Raw genomic sequence first — 17,983 nt, 5'->3', positions numbered from 1 at the left:
CATGGATACCCGCCTTCTGCGCCACTATGAAAACGAACTGTCCTTCCTGCGGGAAATGGGCGGCGAATTCGCCCAGAGCTATCCCAAGATCGCGGCCCGCCTTGGCATGGACGGCACCGAGGTTCTTGACCCCTATGTCGAGCGCCTGCTTGAGGGCACGGCCTTCCTGACCGCACGCGTGCAGCTTGAGCTTGAGCTGCAATATCCCGCCTTCACCAATCACCTTCTGGATATCGTCTATCCGCAACTGATGGCCCCCACGCCCTCGATGATGATCGCCCAGCTTGCCCCCGACTTGGCCAGCGGGGCGCTGGCGGCGGGCGCCGACCTGCCGCGCGGCACCCAGCTTCGCTCGGTCGCGGCCGAGGGGACGCAGACCGCCTGCGTCTTCACCACCGCCCATGACCTGACGATGTGGCCGGTCGAATTCAGCGAGGCCGAATATATCGACGGGCGCGGCGAACTGGTGGCGGCGGGCGTCGTTGCCCCCGGGGTCGAGGCGCGGGCCGCCATCCGCCTGCGGCTGCGCCGGCCCGGTGGCGCGCCTCTGGGTGACCTGCCGCTGGAACGGCTGACGGTGTTCATGGGCGGCAATCCCGGCGTCGGCTGGAAGCTGCACGAGCTTTTGTGCGGCGATTGTTCCGCCGTGGTGGCGCGCGGCACCGACCGGCGGGCCGATTGGGTGATGCCCCTTGTGGGCGGGATCGAACAGCGCGGTCTGTCGCGCGGCGATGCCCTGTTGCCGACACCGCGCCGCTCGCTCGATGCCTATCGGCTGTTGCAGGAGTATTTCGCGCTGCCCGACCGGTTCTATTTCGCCGATATCTGCGGGCTGGACCGGGCCATGGCGCGCAGCGACGGGGACGAGATCGACCTTTACATCCTCTTGCGCAACGGCAACGCCGACGTGGCCGCCAATGTCACGCAAGAGGCTTTCAAGCTGAACTGCGTGCCGGCCATCAACCTGTTCGAAAAGCGCTGTGACCGGGTTCTGATCTCGGTTGCCGACAGCGAACAGCATGTCATCGCCGACCGCACCGCGCCGCTGGATTACGAACTGATCACGCTGCTTTCGGTCACCGGGATCAGCGGCAAGGGCGACGACGATCTGCCCTTCCGCCCATTCTATTCTGCCACCGAATTCACCGCGGCCGGGGGCGGGGCCACCGCCTTTTACAGCCAGTCGCGCAAGATGCGCCAGCGCACCGAACGCGAAAGGCTGAAGGGGACGCGCACGAATTACCTGGGGTCCGAGCTTTACGTCACCCTTGTCGACATGGCCCAGGCCCCCTGGCCCGAGGGGCTGACCCAGCTTGCCGTCAAGGCGATGGTGTCGAACCGCGATCTGCCCATGTTGCTGCCCACCGGTGCGCGCGACGTGTTCCACCTGCCCGGCGGCGGGCCCGTCGCCCATATCACCACCCCGGTGCCGCCCACGCGGCCGCGTCCGACCCTGGCCCAGGGCGAAAGCGCCTGGAAGCTGATCTCCAACCTATCGCTGAATTACCTGTCGCTGGTCGACAGCGAAAACGGCACCGGCGCCGAGGCCATGCGCGAATTGATCGGCCTTTATGCCCCCACGGGGGACCGCGCCGTGACAAAGCAGCTTGAGGGCATCACCGCCATCGACAGCCGCCCCATCGTGCGGCGGATGTCGGACGGGATGCTGTCCACCGCGGTGCGCGGACTGGAGATCGCCGTGACCTGCGACGAGGATTATTTCGAAGGCGCGGGGCCCTTCCTTCTGGCCACCGTGCTGCAACGGTTCTTTGCCAATTACGTCTCGCTCAATTCCTTTACCGAAACGGTTCTGAAAACCCCCCAACGCGGAGAGGTGGCCCGATGGCGCCCCGAGAAAGGCCTGGGGACGATCCTCTAGGCCATTTCCAGGCCCTGCTGGACGATCCCACACGACACCACATCTTCCACGCCCTGCGCGTGATCGAAACCGCCTTTCCCGACGCACCGCGCCTCGGCGAAAGCCGCCGGCCGCGCCAGGACCGGATGCGCCTGGGCCAAGAACCTTCGATGGCTTTTGCCCGCACCACCATCACCAGCGTCACGCCGCCGGGCGGGCAGGGGCCGGGGCGGTTGCAGAACCTGTTCTTCGGCCTTTTCGGCCCTCACGGCCCCCTGCCGCCGCATCTGACCGAATACGCCCGCGAAAGGCAGCGCAATGCGCGCGACACCACCTTCGTCGCCTTTGCCGACATGCTGACCCACCGCATCATGAGCCTGCTTTACCGGGCGTGGACCACCGGTCAGCCCGCCGCCGACCTTGATCGCGGGCCGCGCGGGCGGATGGCGCGCAAGGTGGCGGCGCTGTCGGGGATGCAGGGCGACGCCTTCCAGAACCGCGATGCCATGCCCGACATGGCGAAACGCTATTTCACCGGCCACCTGGCGCGCGGCCCGCGCAGTGCGGCGGGGCTGGGCGCGATGCTCGCGGCCTTCTTCCGCGCCCCGGTCAGGGTGCAGCAGTTCGTCGGAAGCTGGCTGGCGCTGGAACCGGGCGACCGCTGGCAACTGGGCGCGCCCGCGGGGCTGGGCCAGGCCACCAGCATCGGCGACAGGGTCTGGTCGCGCAGTGCCAAGTTCCGCCTGCACATCGGGCCGCTGTCGGCCGCCGAATACCAGGCGCTTCTGCCCGGGGGCGATGCCCTGGCGCGGCTGACGGCCATCGTGCGCGGCTATGTGGGCGATGCGCTGGATTGGGATGTGAACCTTGTGCTGCGCGCGGGCGATGTTCCGGCGGCCAGCCTGGGGGGAACCACGCGGCTGGGCCAGACCAGCTGGATCGGCACAAGGGCGCCGGGGCGGGATGCGGACGACCTGTATCTCGAACCCCTGCGCCTGCAATCGACGGCCAATGCGCCGCAACGGGGGAAAACGACATGACGGAAATCAGCCGGGTCGCGCTTTTCGGTAAGCTGAACAAGGTGGGCTATCAGGCGGTCGAGGGCGCCACGGTCTTCTGCAAGATGCGCGGCAACCCCTATGTCGAGATCGTGCACTGGCTGGCGCAGATATTGCAGGGGCAGGACAACGACATCCTGAAGATCATCAAGCATTACGATCTGGACCCGGCGCGCATTTCCGCCGACATGCAGAAGGCGCTGGACGCCCTGCCGCGCGGTGCCACCAGCATTTCCGACCTTTCGGCCCATCTGGAAGAGGCGATGGAGCGCGCCTGGGTCTATGGCTCGCTGCTCTATTCCTCGAACCAGGTGCGCACGGGGCATCTGCTTCTGGGCCTGCTGAAAACGCCGGGGCTGCGGGGCGGGCTGCTGAACATCTCGGGCGAATTCGGCAAGGTGAAACCCGATGATCTGTCCGAGAATTTCCACCGCATCACCGACGGATCGCCCGAAGACCGCCTGTCGCCCCAGGATGGCAGCACCACCGGCGGCGGGGCCGAGCCGGGCGAGGCGTCGGGCGCGCGCTCCCCGGCGGCCATGGGTAAAGAGGAAGCGTTGCAGCAGTTCTGCACCGACCTCACCCAACAGGCGCGGGATGGCAAGATCGACCCCATCGTCGGGCGCGACGAGGAAATCCGCCAGATCGTCGATGTGCTGATGCGCCGCCGCCAGAACAACCCGATCCTTACCGGTGAGGCGGGGGTGGGCAAGACCGCCGTTGTCGAGGGTTTTGCCCTGCGCATCGCCCGGGGCGACGTGCCCCCTGCCTTGAAGGAGGCGCGGCTGCTGGTGCTGGATGTCGGCCTGTTGCAGGCGGGCGCCAGCATGAAGGGCGAGTTCGAAAACCGCCTGCGCCAGGTGATCGACGAGGTGCAGGCCTCCACCACCCCCATCGTGATGTTCATCGACGAAACCCACACGCTGGTGGGCGCAGGGGGGGCGGCGGGCACCGGCGATGCGGCGAACCTGCTGAAACCGGCGCTGGCGCGCGGCACCCTGCGCACCATCGGCGCCACCACATGGGCCGAGTACAAGAAACATATCGAGAAGGATCCGGCCCTGACCCGGCGGTTCCAGGTGGTCGCGGTGGAAGAACCCAGCGTCGAAAAGGCCACGCTGATGATGCGCGGGATCGCCTCGATGCTGGAAGGGCACCACAAGGTGCAGGTGCTGGACGAGGGGATCGAGGCGGCGGTGTCGCTTTCGGCCCGCTATATCCCGGCGCGTCAACTGCCCGACAAGTCGGTCAGCGTGCTGGATACCGCCTGCGCCCGCGTCGCCGTATCGCAACACGCGGTCCCGGCGGCGGTGGACGATGCGCGCCGGCGGATCGAGTCGCTCGATACCGAGCTTGAGATCATCGGGCGCGATGAAACCGCCGGCTATGACGCGGCCGACCGCAAGATGCTGATAAGCGAGCTGAAGGCGAGCGAAGAGGCGCGGCTTGCCGACCTCACCGGCAAATGGGATGCGGAAAAGGCCATCGTCGCCGACATCCTCGATCTGCGCGCCAAGCTGCGCGAGGGGGGCGCGCCGGTCGATGCCCCGGACGCCGCCAGCGAAGAGGCGGCGCAAGCAAGCCCGATGAGCGGCGCGGAACGCGAGGCGCTGCTGGCGCAGTTGCGCGAAAAGAACGCCGAACTCACCACGCTTCAGGGCGAAGACCCGCTGATCCTGCCCATCGTCGATGCCCAGGCGGTGGCAAGCGTCGTGGGCGACTGGACGGGCATTCCGGTGGGCCGCATGGTGCGCGACGAGATCGACACGGTTCTCAACCTCGAAACCCACCTGGCCAGGCGTGTGATCGGCCAGGACCACGCGATGAAGATGATTGCCAAGCGCATCCAGACCTCGCGCGCCGGGCTCGACAACCCCAACAAGCCCATCGGCGTCTTCCTGTTGGCGGGCACAAGCGGCGTCGGCAAGACCGAAACCGCCCTGGCCCTGGCCGAGGTGATGTATGGCGGCGAGCAGAACGTGATCACCATCAACATGAGCGAGTATCAGGAGGCGCACACGGTCAGCTCCCTGAAAGGGGCGCCCCCGGGTTATGTCGGCTATGGCGAAGGCGGCGTGCTGACCGAAGCCGTCAGGCGCAAACCCTACAGCGTCGTGTTGCTGGACGAGGTGGAAAAGGCCCACCCCGATGTGCACGAGGTGTTCTTCCAGGTCTTCGACAAGGGCGTGATGGAGGACGGCGAGGGCCGGGTGATCGACTTCAAGAACACCGTGATCCTGCTGACCAGCAACGCGGGCAGCGACATGATCATGGACATGTGCGCCGACCCCGACCTGATGCCCGAACCCGAGGGCATCTCGAAGGCCCTGCGCGATCCGCTGCTGAAAATCTTCCCCGCCGCGCTTCTGGGCCGGCTGGTGACGATCCCCTACTACCCGCTTTCCCCCGACATGATCGGCAAGATCACCCGCCTGCAACTGGACCGCATCAAGAAGCGGGTCGAGGGCGCGCACAAGGTGCCCTTCGCCTATTCCGACGATGTGGTGAACCTGATCACCGAACGCTGCCAGGAGCTGGAAAGCGGCGGGCGGATGATCGACGCCATCGTGACCAATACCATGCTGCCCGACATCTCGGCCGAATTCCTCAAGCGGATGATGCAGGGCGAAGCCGTGGAAAAGGTGGAAATCATTGTTGAAAATGGCGATTTCGCCTATCGTTTCGAATAGGGGCGCTTCGGCCCGGGGCCGGGCCGCACCCGCCGCACAGCGTGCAAGCAAAGTCAGGACAGATCATGGCCGGACCCGTCAATCCCGAGAATTTTCCCCTTCGTGTCGAGGGCGATTTTTCCGATGCCCTCTATCTTCTCGGCGCCCGCGTCGAAGAGGGCATGAACCTTCTGACCGAAACGACGCTGGAATTCGTCTGCACCGACCGCGAGGTCGATCTGAAGCCGCTTTTGGGGTCGGCGCTGCGGGTGGTGATCGAACCGACCGATGACAGCAAGCGCATCTTCCCCGGCACCTGCGTTTCGATCGAATACCTCGGCAATCCCTCGGGCCCGGCCCATTACCGCGCCGAGTTGCGCCCCTGGCTGTGGTTCCTGGGGCGGACGCGGGAAAACCGGGTCTTCCAGGACATGACGGCGCCCGACATCCTGCAACAGATCCTGTCGGATTACGGCGTGTGGGGTGATGTCGACAAACGGCTGAGCGGTGAATACCCGCCCCGCGGCTATACCATCCAGTACCGCGAAACCGATCTCGATTTCATCCGCCGTCTGATGGAGGAGGAGGGGATCTATTTCTTTTTCAGGGTCGAGGGCGAGCGTGAAAAGCTGGTGCTGGCCGATGGCCCCGGCGCCCATCAACCGATCGACCCGGCCGATCCAGTTGAATTCCTGCCGCTGGATGCGGCGGGCCACCGCATGGGCGACCATGTCTTCGACTGGAAGACCGGGCTGGGCGCGACCACCGGCAAGATGACGCTGACCGATTACGATTTCGAAAACCCCAGCGCGCTTTTGCGGGTCTCCAACAGCATTCCCAAGGGCGGGCACCCCGGCAAGGATCATGAAGGATACGATTATCCCGGCCATTTCCGCGATGTCGACACCGGCGAACGCCGGGTGCGCGTGCGCATGGAGGCCGAAGCGGCCCGCCATCTTGCCGCGCGGGGCGCGGGCACCATCGCAACCCTAACCATGGGCGATACCTTCACCCTGGCCAACCACCCCCGCGAAAGCGAGAACCGCGACTGGATGCTGTCGCGTGCCACCCATGTGATGCGCCTGACAAAGCGCGACCGCCCGCCGCTGAAGGTGGAAAGCACCCTGTCGGACATGGGGCTGGATACCGCGGGCGACGATCCCTACCGCATCCTGTTCGAGGTGCTGCCCAAGGGGGAACAATACCGCGCCCCGCTGGTCACCCCCTGGCCCGAGATTTCGGGCGTGCACACGGCAATGGTCACCGGCCCCAAGGGCGAGGAGATCCACACCGACAAATATGGCCGCATCAAGGTTCAGTTCCACTGGGACAGGAAGGGCAAGCGCGACGAGAATACATCCTGCTGGGTGCGCTGCATGATGCCCTGGACAGGCAAGTCCTGGGGCATGATGGCGGTGCCGCGCATCGGCCAAGAGGTCGTCGTGCAGTTCGAGGAGGGCGACCCAGACCGCCCCATGGTGATCGGGATGCTCTACAATGCCGACACCATGCCGCCCTGGGAACTGCCCGCAAACATGACGCAAAGCGGCGTGAAGACCAACAGCACCAAGGGCGGCGGCGGCTTCAACGAATTGATGATGGAAGACAAGAAGGACGCCGAGCTGGTCCGTTTCCAGGCCGAGCGGGACTATCGCCAGATCGTCAAGAACGACGCCGAGATCACTGTGGGGCTGGAGCACAAGGACAAGGGCGACATGAAGCTGACCGTCCAGCGCAACCTGAGCGAGACGGTCAAGACAGGCAACCACACCTTCACCGTGGCCAGCGGCAACCAGACGATCAAGGTGAAGAAGGATGTCGATGAAACCATCGAAGGCGGTTCGACCCAGACCATAACCAAGGACGTGACGCGCACCGTGAAGATGGGCAATGTCAGCGATACCGTGGAAATGGGCAGCGTCGAGGAAACCGTGAAACTGGGCGACGTGACCCACAAGGTGGATCTGGGCAACATGGAAACCAAGCTGGGCGTGGGCAACTACACGGTGAAATGCGCGGCGGGCAAGATCACCATGGAGGCGCTGCAATCCATCGAACTGAAGGTCGGCGGAAGCTCGATCAAGATCGACCAGATGGGCGTGACCATCAAGGGCGCGATGACCGCCAAGATGGAAGGCAGCCTTCAGGCGACGGTCAAGGGGCTGATGACCGAGGTTACCGGCGATGCCTTGCTGAAGCTCAAGGGCGGCGTGACGATGATCAACTAGGAGACGGCGGATGGACGAACGATTTGCCAACCTGAAGAAGATACCGAAGGACCCGGCCCGCCGGTTGCTGGCGCTGGCCAATGCCAAGCTGGTGACGCCGCTGGAATCGCCTGCGGCCGCCCCGGTGGGCACGGTTCTGGCGGAACTGGCCGGCAAGGGCGCCCATGGCGACATGCTGCGCCTGCTGGCGGCCGCGCTTCCGGCGCGCGAATGCATCTGGTGGGGCTGTCTTGCCGCGGGCGATCTGGTGGCGGATGACGCCCCCATGCCGCGCCCCCTGGCAGCAGCGCGCGCCTGGGTGTTCAAGCCCACCGAGGAAAGCCGCGCCGCCGCCCAGGCCGCTCTTGAAACCGCGGATGCCGACGACGAAACCACCCTTTGCGCCAATGCCGTCGTGATGTGCGACGGCAAGCTGGGCCTGGGCGATCTGTCGGCGCTTGACGCCCCGGCGGGCGCGCTGGGCACCTTCATCTTCGGGCAGAACGTCAAATCCCTGGCCAGCAGCACCGCCGAAACCGTCGAGGCCCGCGCGACCCTTCTGGTCGACCGGGCGCTGGACATCGCGCGCGGCGGGTCGGGCAGGCTGAACACTGCCGGCGCCTCGGAAGGGATCGCTCCATGAAACCCGCTGCCCGCATTTCCGACATGCATGTCTGCCCCATGGTGACACCCGGCGTGCCGCCCATCCCCCATGTGGGCGGGCCGGTCTCGGGCCCCTGTGCGCCCACCGTCCTGATCGGCGGGCTGCCTGCCGCCCGGATCAGCGACATGGCCGTCTGCGTCGGCCCGCCCGACGTGGTGGCCATGGGCAGCGCGACGGTTCTCACAATGGGGATGCCGCAGGCCCGCATGGGTGATATGACAGCCCATGGGGGGACGATCGTCATGGGCATGTTCACGGTTCTGGTCGGCGGCTGAGGGGTTTCATGGGGGTCACGCTGCATTTTCAATCCACCGGCACAGTGCCCGGCACCGGGGCGCCGGTGGCGATGACGGGGCCGTCGCTGACCATCGGGCGGGGGGCCGAGAACGATGTCTGCCTGCCCGATCCGGGCAAGGTGATCTCCAAGACCCACTGCACGATCGAGGATCAGGCGGGCAATGTCGTCATCACCGACCTGTCCACCAACGGCACCTTCCTGAACTACAGCAAGGTGCCCCTTGGCCCGGTGGCGACCCCCCTGAACGATGGCGATATCCTGACGCTCGGATCATACGAGCTTCTGGTCGAGATCGTCCATGCCCGCCGCAGCGCGCCCGACCCGCTGCCCCCCTCCGACGCGGCGCCGCGGGCGGTTTTGCCCGACGATCCCGGGCTTGACGATCTGCTGGGCGGCGATCCGGCTTCGGGTGGGGATGACAGCGATTTCCTTGACGATCTGCTGGGCGGCGCGGCCCCGGTGCGCGGTCCGGCCTCGGTCAACCGGCCCGAACTGGGCGAGGATGGCCTGCTGCCCCCGCTGGGCGAGGATGAGGCTGGCCTGCCGGGCCAGACCGACCGCGCCGACGACAGCCAGGGCGCCAGCGACGGTCAGCATTCCGACGCGACCTCGGATGCCTTCCGGCCCGCCACGCCGCTGATCCCCGAGGATTGGGGCGACGACCTGCTGGGGGGCGGGGACGAAACCGATCCCTTTGCCGAGCCACCAGCCGCGCCGCCCGAACCACCCGCCGCGCCGCCCGAACCACCCGCAGCAGCGCCCGAACCACCCGCCGCGCCGCCCCCGGCCGCGCCCGAACCGCCCGCCGAAGATGTGCCGCCGGAAAACCCCGCCCCCACGCCGCCGGCAGCCGCCACCCCCGCGCCGGCACCGGCCAGGCAAGACACCGCGCCGCCCCCGGCGAACAGCGACGCCGCCCGCGCCTTTCTGGACGCCGCCGGCGCAGGCGACATCGACATCCCCGAGGCCGAACTGGCCGAAACGATGGCGCGCCTTGGCGGGGTCATGCAGACCATGATCACCGGCCTGCGCGAAATCCTGATGACCCGCGCCAGCATCAAGTCGGAATTCCGCATCCAGCAGACGATGATCGGGGCAGGGGGCAACAACCCTCTGAAATTCTCGATCAGCCCCGACCAGGCGATCGAGGCCCTGGTGCGCCCGCGTGCCAAGGGATACCTGCCGCCCGATCAGGCCGCGCAGCAGGCGCTGGACGATATCAAGGCGCACGAGGTGGCGGTGATGGCCGCCATGGAGGCCGCGCTGAAGGGCATCTTGAAACAACTGTCCCCCGAGGTGCTTGAGGGGCAGATCACCAAGGGCGGCGGACTGACCGGCCTGCTGCAGGGCAAGAAGGCACGCTATTGGGACGTTTACGAAACGATGTACGCGAAGATCTCGGATCAGGCCGAAACCGATTTCCACGAATTGTTCAGCCGCGAATTCGCCCGCGCCTATCAGGCGCAACTGGACCGGCTGAAATGAAGGGAGGGCGCTGATGTCCTGGGATGCAAAGGTCTTGTGGAACGAGGGGCTGTTCCTGCAACCCCACCATTTTCAGCAGGCCGACCGCCACACCGAGGCGCTGATCGCCGGACTGGCCGGGCGGTTGACGCCCTATGGCTGGGGGGTCAGCGAACTCGAGATTGACCGCGATGTCCTGAAGGTGGGGCAATTCGCCCTGAAATCGGCCAGCGGGCTGACCCGGGACGGCACCGTGTTCCGCGTGCCCGATGCCGACGATCATCCCCCCGCGCTGGATGTGCCGGGCGATACCAAGGATTGCGTCGTCTACCTGTCTGTGCCGCAACGCCGCCAGGGCGCCCCCGAGGTCGAGATGAGCGGCAGCGAACTTTCGGCCGCCCGCCTGCGCCCGGCCGAGATCGACGTGACCGACGCCACCCAGCGGGGCGGCAAATCGGCCCGCATCGCCGTGGGCAAGCTGCGGCTGCAATTCGCGCTTGAGGTGGACGATCTGGCCGACCGGCTGACCATCCCCATCGCCCGCATCATCGAGGTGCGCGCCGATCAGGAGGTGATCCTGGACGACAGCTTTGTGCCCTCCTGCCTGGATATCCGCGCCGCCGGGCCGCTTTCGGGGTTTCTGGGCGAGCTTGAGGGGTTGCTGAACCACCGGATCACCGCACTTGCGGGCCGTTTGACGGCGGGGGCTGGCACCAAGGGCGCGGCCGAGATCCAGGATTTCCTGCTGCTCATGGCGATCAACCGGGCGCTGCCGCTGTTCCGCCATTTCACCGGCTGCGATCATTTGCACCCGATCACGCTCTATCGCGAGGCGGTATCGCTGGCGGGCGAGCTTTCGGCCTTCATGGCGCCGGACAAGAAGCCTTCGCAATATCCCAGCTATCAGCACCACGACCTGACGGCGACGTTCCGCCCGGTGATCCGCGACCTGCGCCAGTATCTCTCGGCGGTGCTGGAACAGACGGCGGTGGCGATTGCCATCGAACCTCGCAAGTTCGGCATTTCGGTGGGGATCATCGCCGACCGCAAGCTGATCGGCAACGCGCAGTTCGTGCTGGCGGTCAATGCCGACATGCCGGGCGAAAAACTGCGCCGTCACTTCGCCGGGCAGGCCAAGATCGGCCCGGTCGAAGACATCCGCCAGCTGGTCAACTCGGCCCTGCCGGGGATCGACCTGCGCCCGCTGCCGGTGGCGCCGCGCCAGATCCCCTATCACTCGGGGGTGGTCTATTTCGAACTGGACCCGGTCAATGCCTATTGGGGCAAGATGACAACCTCGGGGGGGATCGCGGTGCATGTCTCGGGCGATTATCCGGGGCTGAAGATGGAGCTTTGGGCGATCAGGCAGGGCTGACACACGAAGAGGGACCGCAAGGGACCGATGAGTGCGCGGCGCAGAAAGGTGCGAGGAACGGACATGGCCGACGAAGATCCATTCGCGGAACCCGACGACACCGACCGCACGGTGATCCGCCCCAATCCGGGCGGGCGGCGCGGCGTCGCCACGCCCGCGCCCGCCGCCCCGCAGCATCCCGCCGCCCAGTCCGCGGCCGCATCACCCGCACCGGCCACCCCCGGCCCCGATGCCATGGCGGGCGCGATGACCGGGGCAAACCCGCTGAACGCCGCGGCCGCCACGTTGTTTGCGCTGGTCAGCCGCATCCGCAACCGCGCCCAGCACCCCGACGCCGACGCGCTGCGCCGGTCCGTCGTGGCCGAGGTGCGCGCCTTCGAATCCCGTGCCATTTCGGCCCATGTTGACCCGCAGAAGGTGAAAGTGGCGCGCTATGCCATCTGTGCCACTCTCGATGACGTGGTGTTGAACACGCCCTGGGGCGGGCAATCCATCTGGGCGCAACAAAGCATGGTGGGCACCTTCCACCGCGAAACCGTGGGGGGCGATCGGTTCTACGATCTGCTCACCCGGCTGGAGCAGGACCCGGCCACCAACATCGAACTGCTCGAATTCCTCTACACCTGCCTGTCGCTGGGCTTTGAGGGGCGCCTGCGGGTCGAACAGAACGGTGCCGAGCGGCACCTGAACATCCGCGCCGGCCTTGCCCGGATCATCCGCGCCCAGCGGGGCGAGGTCGAGCATGACCTCTCGCCCCATTGGCAGGGGCTGGACAAGCCGCACAAGCGGTTGTCGGCCTGGAAACCCGTCTGGATCGCCGTCGGCGTCACTGCTGCGCTTCTGGCGGGTGGTTTTGCCGGGCTGACCCATGCGCTGTCGCGCGATACCGAAAGGGTGATCGGCAAGATTTCGGTGCTGAACCCCGGTGGCGTTGCCACGCTGGACCGCACGGCCCCCCCCGTGGTGCCCGAACCCATCGTCGACGACGAGGAAGAGATGAAGCGCGTGGCCGGCTTCCTGACCGCCGAGATCGAAGAGGGGCTTGTCACCGTGTTCCAGGATGCCAACACCATCACCGTGCGCATGAAGGGCGCGGGGATGTTTCCCAGCGGATCGCCCACCGTGAAACCCGAATTCTCCACCGCCCTTGGCCGGGTGGCCGAGGCGCTGAACGCCACCACCGGCCCGGTGATCGTGGCGGGCCATGCCGACAACGTGCCCCCCAGCGCAGGATCGCGGTTTCCCACCAACAAGGCGCTGTCGCTGGCGCGGGCGGAATCGGTCAGCAAGCTGATCGCCGACCGGATGGAGGACGCCAGCCGCCTGCGCCCCGAGGGCCGCGCCGAAAAGGAACCCATCGCGAGCAACGACACCCGCGAGGGGCGGGCCGAAAACCGGCGTATCGAGATCCTGCTGGTGCGCAAGGGGGTGACGCCATGAGGCTGCTGCGGGCCATCTTCTCGGGGATCGGCATCACCATCATGGTGTCGCTGATCCTGTCGCTGTGCCTGTGGTTCCTGGGCGGCTACCTGGGTTTCGGTGCCGCGCGTCCCTTCGATTCCGTCACCGGGCGGGTGGTGGGCATCGGGGTTGTCTGGATCGTCGCGCTGGTCACGATCCTGGTCATCCTGCTGCGCCGTCAGACACGCGACAAGGAACTGGCGCAGGATATCGTCGCCTCGGTCGAACCCGCCGAAGCCGAGGACGACAGCGAAATCGTCACCTCCGAACTGGGCGAGATGCGCGACAAGCTGAAGGCGGCCATGCTGCGCCTGCGCAAGTCGAAACTGGGCAAGCGGTCGCTGTACGAACTGCCCTGGTACATCCTGATCGGCCCGCCCGGGGCGGGGAAAACCACCGCCATCGTCAATTCCGGCCTGCAATTCCCCCTGGCCGACGAGATGGGCAAGGGCGCCATCGGCGGGGTCGGGGGTACGCGCAACTGCGACTGGTGGTTCACCGATGGCGCGGTGCTGGTGGATACCGCCGGGCGCTATACCACCCAGGAAAGCGATGCCGTGGCCGACAACGCCGCCTGGCTGGGCTTTCTGGGCATCCTCAAGAAACACCGCAAGCGCCAGCCGATCAACGGCGCCATCGTGGCGATTTCCCTGTCGGACCTGTCGATGCAGGACGAACAGACCCAGACCGCCCATGCCGCCGCCATCCGCCGCCGCCTGCACGAATTGCGCGAAAGGCTGGGGGTGCGGTTCCCGGTCTATGTCCTGTTCACCAAGGCCGATCTTCTGGCCGGCTTTTCCCAGATGTTCGAAAACCTCGGGAAAGAGGATCGCAGTCAGGTCTGGGGGTTCACCCTGCCGCTGGTCACGGGCAAGGGCGCGGCATCGCCCATGGCCCGCTTTGGCGAGGAATACCAGGCGCTGATCGACCGGCTGAACCAGCAGTCGCTGGAACGCATGCAGGCCGAAACCGACCCGGCCCGCCGCGCCCTGATCGCCGGCTTCCCGTCGCAGGTGGCCAGCGTGCGCCCGGTGGCCGAGCATTTCCTGAACGAACTGTTCCAGGACAACCGGTTCGAACACCGCCAGATGCTGCGCGGGGTCTATTTCACCTCGGGCACGCAAGAGGGCACGCCCATCGACCGGCTGATGATGGGCATGGCGCGCACCTTCGGCATCGGGCGGCAGGCCATCGGCAGCGGCGCGGGCGCGGGGCGGTCCTATTTCCTGACCCGGCTGTTTTCCGGGGTGATCTTCCGTGAAAGCGGGCTGGTGAGTGCCGACGACAAGGTCGAACGCCGCTATCGCGTCATCAAGTGGGGCGCCATCGCCGCGACGCTGATCGTCGCCCTGGCGGCGGGCGCGCTCTGGACCCGCAGCTTCATGGGCAACCGCGAGATGATCGCGCAGATCGAAGAAAGGGCCGCGGCCTTCCAGGCGGCGGCAGCGGAAATTCCCGGCAGCCCGATCAAGGACAGCGATCTGCCCTCGGTGGTTCCGGCGCTGAACATCCTGCGCGACGTGCCGGTGAACCCGGCAGGCGGCAGCGTGACGGCGCCCACCGAACTGACCTGGGGCCTCTATCAGGGCAAGGTGGTGGGCAACGAGACCGCGCTGGCCTATCGTGAGGCGCTGAACCGCATGTTCCTGCCGCGCCTTCTGTTCCGGCTTGAGGAACAGATGCAGGGCAACATCAACAACCCCGACCTTCTGTACGAGGCGCTGAAGATCTATCTCATGCTGGGGCTCGTCGGCCCGATGAGCGCCGATCTGGTGGCCGAGTGGATGGAAGTCGACTGGTCGCTGTCCTATCCCGGGCCCCAGCGCGAAGAGCTGCGCGCCGACCTGGCGGGCCACCTCGATGCGATGCTGAACCAGCCCATGGACCGGATCGAGCTGAACGGTGATCTGGTGGAACAGGTGCGCGGCATCCTCACCGCGCTGCCCCAGGCGCAGCGGGTCTATAACGGCATTGTCAACAGCCCCGCCGCCAATGCCGTGCCGCAGTTCCGCCTGACCGACATCGGCGGCCCGAACCTGCCACGCGCCATGGTGCGCTCATCGGGGGCGGCGCTGTCCGATGGCATTCCGGGCATCTATACCTATGACGGGTTCAATGATGTTTTCCTGAACGAAGCCCTGGGCGTTGCCACCCGGATTCAGCGCGACAGCTGGGTTCTTGGCCCGCGCGGCGAGATCGAGAATTCCGACGCGGCGCTCCTGGCCCTGTCGCGCGATGTGCTTGATCTCTACTACAACGATTTCGTCGCCCAGTATGACAAGCTGCTGGGGGATATCGACATCATCCCGATGCAAAGCCTGTCCCATGCCGTCGAGGTGACGAACGTCCTGTCCGGCCCCACCTCGCCCATCGTCAACATCCTGAAGGGCGTGGCGAAGGAAACCGATCTTCTTGCCGTGCCCGAGACCGACCCCACCGTGGAAGGCGCGGCCGAGGGGGCGGGGGCGGTGGGCGGCCTTCTGGTCAATCGCAAGCTGACACCGTCGGGGCGGCTGTTTCTCGAAGCGATGAGCAATGCCGAAACCGCCAGCGGCAACGCCCCGCCACCGCCCCCCGGCGCCTATGTTGCCGACAGGTTCCAGTGGCTGCATGATCTGGTCAGCGGCAAGGATGGCCAGCCCAGCCAGCTTGACGCCCTGATCGCGACCCTGACTGAGGTGTACCAGGAGCTTAACAAGCTGAACATCGGCGGCGGTCTTGGCACGCCCCAGGGCGACAGCACCGCGCTGGCGCGGTTTCAGCAGGCGGCAAAGGGGCTGCCCGGCCCGATGGAGCGCTGGAGCCAGCAGATCGCCGTCGGCTCGTCGGGGATCACCACGGGCAACACCCGCGCCGGAATCGACGGGCTGTGGCAGGCCAATGTCCTGCCCTTCTGTTCCCAGGCCACGGGCAACGCCTATCCCTTCAACCGCGGGGCAAAGAACGACATCGCCCTGCAGGATTTCACCCGGCTGTTCGCGCCGGACGGGATGCTGGATACCTTCTTCAAGGAGAACCTGGCGCAATTCGTCGACGTGCGCACCCGGCCCTGGACCTTCCGCAAGGTGAACGACACCGATCTTGGCATCTCGAACGCGGTGCTGGAGCAGTTCGAGAACGCCGCCGCCATCCGCGATGCCTTTTTCGCGGGCGGGGCGACGCCCTCGGTCCAGTTCCAGATCACGCCCCATTCCCTGGACCCGGCGGCCCAGGCGGTGGTTCTTGAGATCGACGGCCAGCAGATCGGCTTTCAGCAGGGCACCGGGCAACCCCGCCCCTCGGCCTTTACCTGGCCGGGGCAGGTGGGTTCGGCGCGGGTGAATTACCTGCCCCCCGCGCCCGGATCGGAAAGCGGGCTGGTGCGTGAAGGCCCCTGGGCCTGGTTCCGGCTTCTGGATGCGGCGCAATTGCGCAAGACTTCGGTGCCGGACCGCAAGCTGGTGATCTTCAACGTCGGCGGGCGGCTGGCGATGTTCCGCATGCAATCGGGATCGGTGCTGAACCCCTTCGCGCTTCCGGCGCTGGGGCAGTTCAAATGCCCGACGTCGTTCTGACCATGGGCTGGGGGCTATACGGCAAGTTGCCCACCACCGGCGATTTCGTGCGCCACGGGCTGGGCAAGGGGTTCGTCGAACCCTGGGACCGCTGGTTGCAGACCGGCATCGCAGGCGCCCGCGAAGCCATGGGCGGGCGGTGGCAGGGCTGTTACATGTCGGCCCCGATCTGGCGGTTCTCGCTGGGCGACGGCGTGGCGGGGGGGCAGGCGATGGCGGGCATCCTCATGGCCTCGGTCGATCGGGTGGGGCGGCAGTTTCCGCTGACCCTTGCCGCGCCCATCGCCGGGCCGCACGCGGCGGTTCACCTTGGCGCGCGCCCCCTGTTCGAGGCGCTGGAGGATCTGGCGCTGGCGGCGCTGGACGACATGCCGCTGGAGCGCTTGAAAGACCGCCTGGCCGACCTGCCACCGCCCCCCGCTGCCAGGGCAAGCGTCACCGCCGGCGGCATGACGGTGATGCCGGGCGGTGACGACATCGCGCCGGCCCTGGCCGCGCCATACCTCGCGACGCCGACGCTGTGGAGTGCCAGTTGCGCGGGGGGAATGCGGATGATGCAGGGATCGGGGCTGCCGCAGGGCGCGCGCTTTGCCGCGATGTTCGACATGGACGCCCCCGCTTGGCCGGTGACCCCATGAGCCGCCTGCGCCATTCCGCCGTCACCCATGTGGGCCGCGTGCGCCGGGTGAACGAGGACAGCATCCTGTCGCTGCCCGATCAGCAGATATGGCTGGTGGCCGATGGCATGGGGGGCCATGCGGCAGGGGATTTCGCGTCGCAATCGGTGGTGGAATATGTCGCCGCCCTGCCGCCCGACCTGCCGCCGGGCGAGAGGATGCAGGCCCTGCGCGGGGCGCTTGAGGCGGCCCACGGCGCGATCCGCGCCGAAAGCGACCGGCGCGGTGGCGCGACGGTGGGCGCGGCGGTGGTGGCGCTGATCATCGCCAACGGCCATTTCGCCGCCTTCTGGGCCGGGGACAGCCGCCTTTACCGGTTCCGCGACGGCGGGATCGAGCTTCTGACGTCGGATCATTCGGTGGTGGCCGAATTCGTCAAGGCCGGCCAGATGACCTGGGACGAGGCCGAGCAGCACCCGCAATCCAACGCCATCACCCGGGCCATCGGGGTGGGCGATGCGCCGGGGCTGGAGAAGATCCGCGGCGATGTGCGCCCGGGCGATAGGTTCCTGCTGTGCTCGGACGGGTTGAACAAATACGCGGGCTTTGAAACCCTGCGCCGCGCCGTCACCGGTGCGCCCATCGAAACCCTGGCCGACAAGCTGCTGACCCTCGCGCTGGAGGGGGGCGGGCAGGACAATATCTCGATCGTGGTGGTGGATGCCCTCTGACCCTGGCGGATGTGGCAGGCGCGGCGC

12 protein-coding genes are annotated in these 17,983 nt (G+C 66.8%); all 12 read left to right on the top strand.

Annotated features, from left to right (window positions below; translation table 11 throughout):
- Position 1 precedes the first annotated feature (1 nt).
- The 12 genes from tssF (at position 2) to H7828_RS00260 (ending at position 17,956) form a co-directional block, all read left to right on the top strand.
- Complete coding sequence (gene tssF, locus H7828_RS00315) at positions 2-1,879, top strand: type VI secretion system baseplate subunit TssF (protein ID WP_226778943.1); 1,878 nt, start codon at positions 2-4, stop codon at positions 1,877-1,879.
- Positions 1,843-2,898, top strand: a complete 1,056-nt coding sequence (tssG, locus tag H7828_RS00310; RefSeq protein ID WP_226778942.1) for a type VI secretion system baseplate subunit TssG — start codon at positions 1,843-1,845, stop codon at positions 2,896-2,898. Before tssF ends, tssG begins: the two co-directional genes overlap by 37 nt.
- Entirely contained in the window at positions 2,895-5,606 is a 2,712-nt protein-coding gene (gene tssH / locus H7828_RS00305; RefSeq protein WP_226778941.1) for a type VI secretion system ATPase TssH, read from the top strand. The genes tssG and tssH overlap by 4 nt, the downstream gene beginning before the upstream one ends.
- Positions 5,607-5,671: 65 nt before the next feature.
- Positions 5,672-7,813, top strand: a complete 2,142-nt coding sequence (locus H7828_RS00300; RefSeq protein ID WP_226778940.1) for a type VI secretion system Vgr family protein — start codon at positions 5,672-5,674, stop codon at positions 7,811-7,813.
- 10 nt (positions 7,814-7,823) lie between these two features.
- A complete protein-coding gene (locus H7828_RS00295) occupies positions 7,824-8,435 on the top strand; it encodes a DUF6931 family protein (protein ID WP_226778939.1) in 612 nt (203 codons plus the stop codon).
- Positions 8,432-8,731 carry a PAAR domain-containing protein gene (locus tag H7828_RS00290; RefSeq protein ID WP_226778938.1) on the top strand — a complete coding sequence of 100 codons (300 nt, stop codon included), beginning with the start codon at positions 8,432-8,434 and terminating at the stop codon, positions 8,729-8,731. The genes H7828_RS00295 and H7828_RS00290 overlap by 4 nt, the downstream gene beginning before the upstream one ends.
- A gap of 8 nt (positions 8,732-8,739) precedes the next feature.
- Positions 8,740-10,239: a type VI secretion system-associated FHA domain protein TagH gene (gene tagH, locus H7828_RS00285; protein WP_226778937.1), complete on the top strand. Its 1,500-nt coding sequence runs from the start codon at positions 8,740-8,742 to the stop codon at positions 10,237-10,239.
- A 13-nt stretch (positions 10,240-10,252) separates the two neighbouring features.
- Entirely contained in the window at positions 10,253-11,593 is a 1,341-nt protein-coding gene (tssK, locus tag H7828_RS00280; protein WP_226778936.1) for a type VI secretion system baseplate subunit TssK, read from the top strand.
- A gap of 63 nt (positions 11,594-11,656) precedes the next feature.
- Positions 11,657-13,033 (top strand): type IVB secretion system protein IcmH/DotU, encoded by a 1,377-nt coding sequence (gene icmH / locus H7828_RS00275; RefSeq protein WP_226778935.1) that lies wholly within the window; start codon positions 11,657-11,659, stop codon positions 13,031-13,033.
- Positions 13,030-16,608 carry a type VI secretion system membrane subunit TssM gene (tssM, locus tag H7828_RS00270; protein ID WP_226778934.1) on the top strand — a complete coding sequence of 1,193 codons (3,579 nt, stop codon included), beginning with the start codon at positions 13,030-13,032 and terminating at the stop codon, positions 16,606-16,608. The genes icmH and tssM overlap by 4 nt, the downstream gene beginning before the upstream one ends.
- Entirely contained in the window at positions 16,590-17,246 is a 657-nt protein-coding gene (gene tagF / locus H7828_RS00265) for a type VI secretion system-associated protein TagF (RefSeq protein ID WP_226778933.1), read from the top strand. The genes tssM and tagF overlap by 19 nt, the downstream gene beginning before the upstream one ends.
- Positions 17,243-17,956: a PP2C family protein-serine/threonine phosphatase gene (locus H7828_RS00260; protein ID WP_226778932.1), complete on the top strand. Its 714-nt coding sequence runs from the start codon at positions 17,243-17,245 to the stop codon at positions 17,954-17,956. The genes tagF and H7828_RS00260 overlap by 4 nt, the downstream gene beginning before the upstream one ends.
- Positions 17,957-17,983: the final 27 nt, after the last annotated feature.

The sequence above is a fragment of the Oceaniglobus trochenteri genome (assembly GCF_020529025.1).
Taxonomy (GTDB): Bacteria; Pseudomonadota; Alphaproteobacteria; order Rhodobacterales; family Rhodobacteraceae; genus Oceaniglobus; species Oceaniglobus trochenteri.
This window is presented reverse-complemented; position numbering and strand designations above follow the sequence as displayed.

Bases quoted from the DNA above. Each gene is read 5' to 3' on its own strand.
- tssF (WP_226778943.1), top strand. From the start codon at position 2: ATGGATACCCGCCTTCTGCGCCACTATGAAAACGAACTGTCCTTCCTG.
- tssG (WP_226778942.1), top strand. From the start codon at position 1,843: ATGGCGCCCCGAGAAAGGCCTGGGGACGATCCTCTAGGCCATTTCCAG.
- tssH (WP_226778941.1), top strand. From the start codon at position 2,895: ATGACGGAAATCAGCCGGGTCGCGCTTTTCGGTAAGCTGAACAAGGTG.
- H7828_RS00300 (WP_226778940.1), top strand. From the start codon at position 5,672: ATGGCCGGACCCGTCAATCCCGAGAATTTTCCCCTTCGTGTCGAGGGC.
- H7828_RS00295 (WP_226778939.1), top strand. From the start codon at position 7,824: ATGGACGAACGATTTGCCAACCTGAAGAAGATACCGAAGGACCCGGCC.
- H7828_RS00290 (WP_226778938.1), top strand. From the start codon at position 8,432: ATGAAACCCGCTGCCCGCATTTCCGACATGCATGTCTGCCCCATGGTG.
- tagH (WP_226778937.1), top strand. From the start codon at position 8,740: ATGGGGGTCACGCTGCATTTTCAATCCACCGGCACAGTGCCCGGCACC.
- tssK (WP_226778936.1), top strand. From the start codon at position 10,253: ATGTCCTGGGATGCAAAGGTCTTGTGGAACGAGGGGCTGTTCCTGCAA.
- icmH (WP_226778935.1), top strand. From the start codon at position 11,657: ATGGCCGACGAAGATCCATTCGCGGAACCCGACGACACCGACCGCACG.
- tssM (WP_226778934.1), top strand. From the start codon at position 13,030: ATGAGGCTGCTGCGGGCCATCTTCTCGGGGATCGGCATCACCATCATG.
- tagF (WP_226778933.1), top strand. From the start codon at position 16,590: ATGCCCGACGTCGTTCTGACCATGGGCTGGGGGCTATACGGCAAGTTG.
- H7828_RS00260 (WP_226778932.1), top strand. From the start codon at position 17,243: ATGAGCCGCCTGCGCCATTCCGCCGTCACCCATGTGGGCCGCGTGCGC.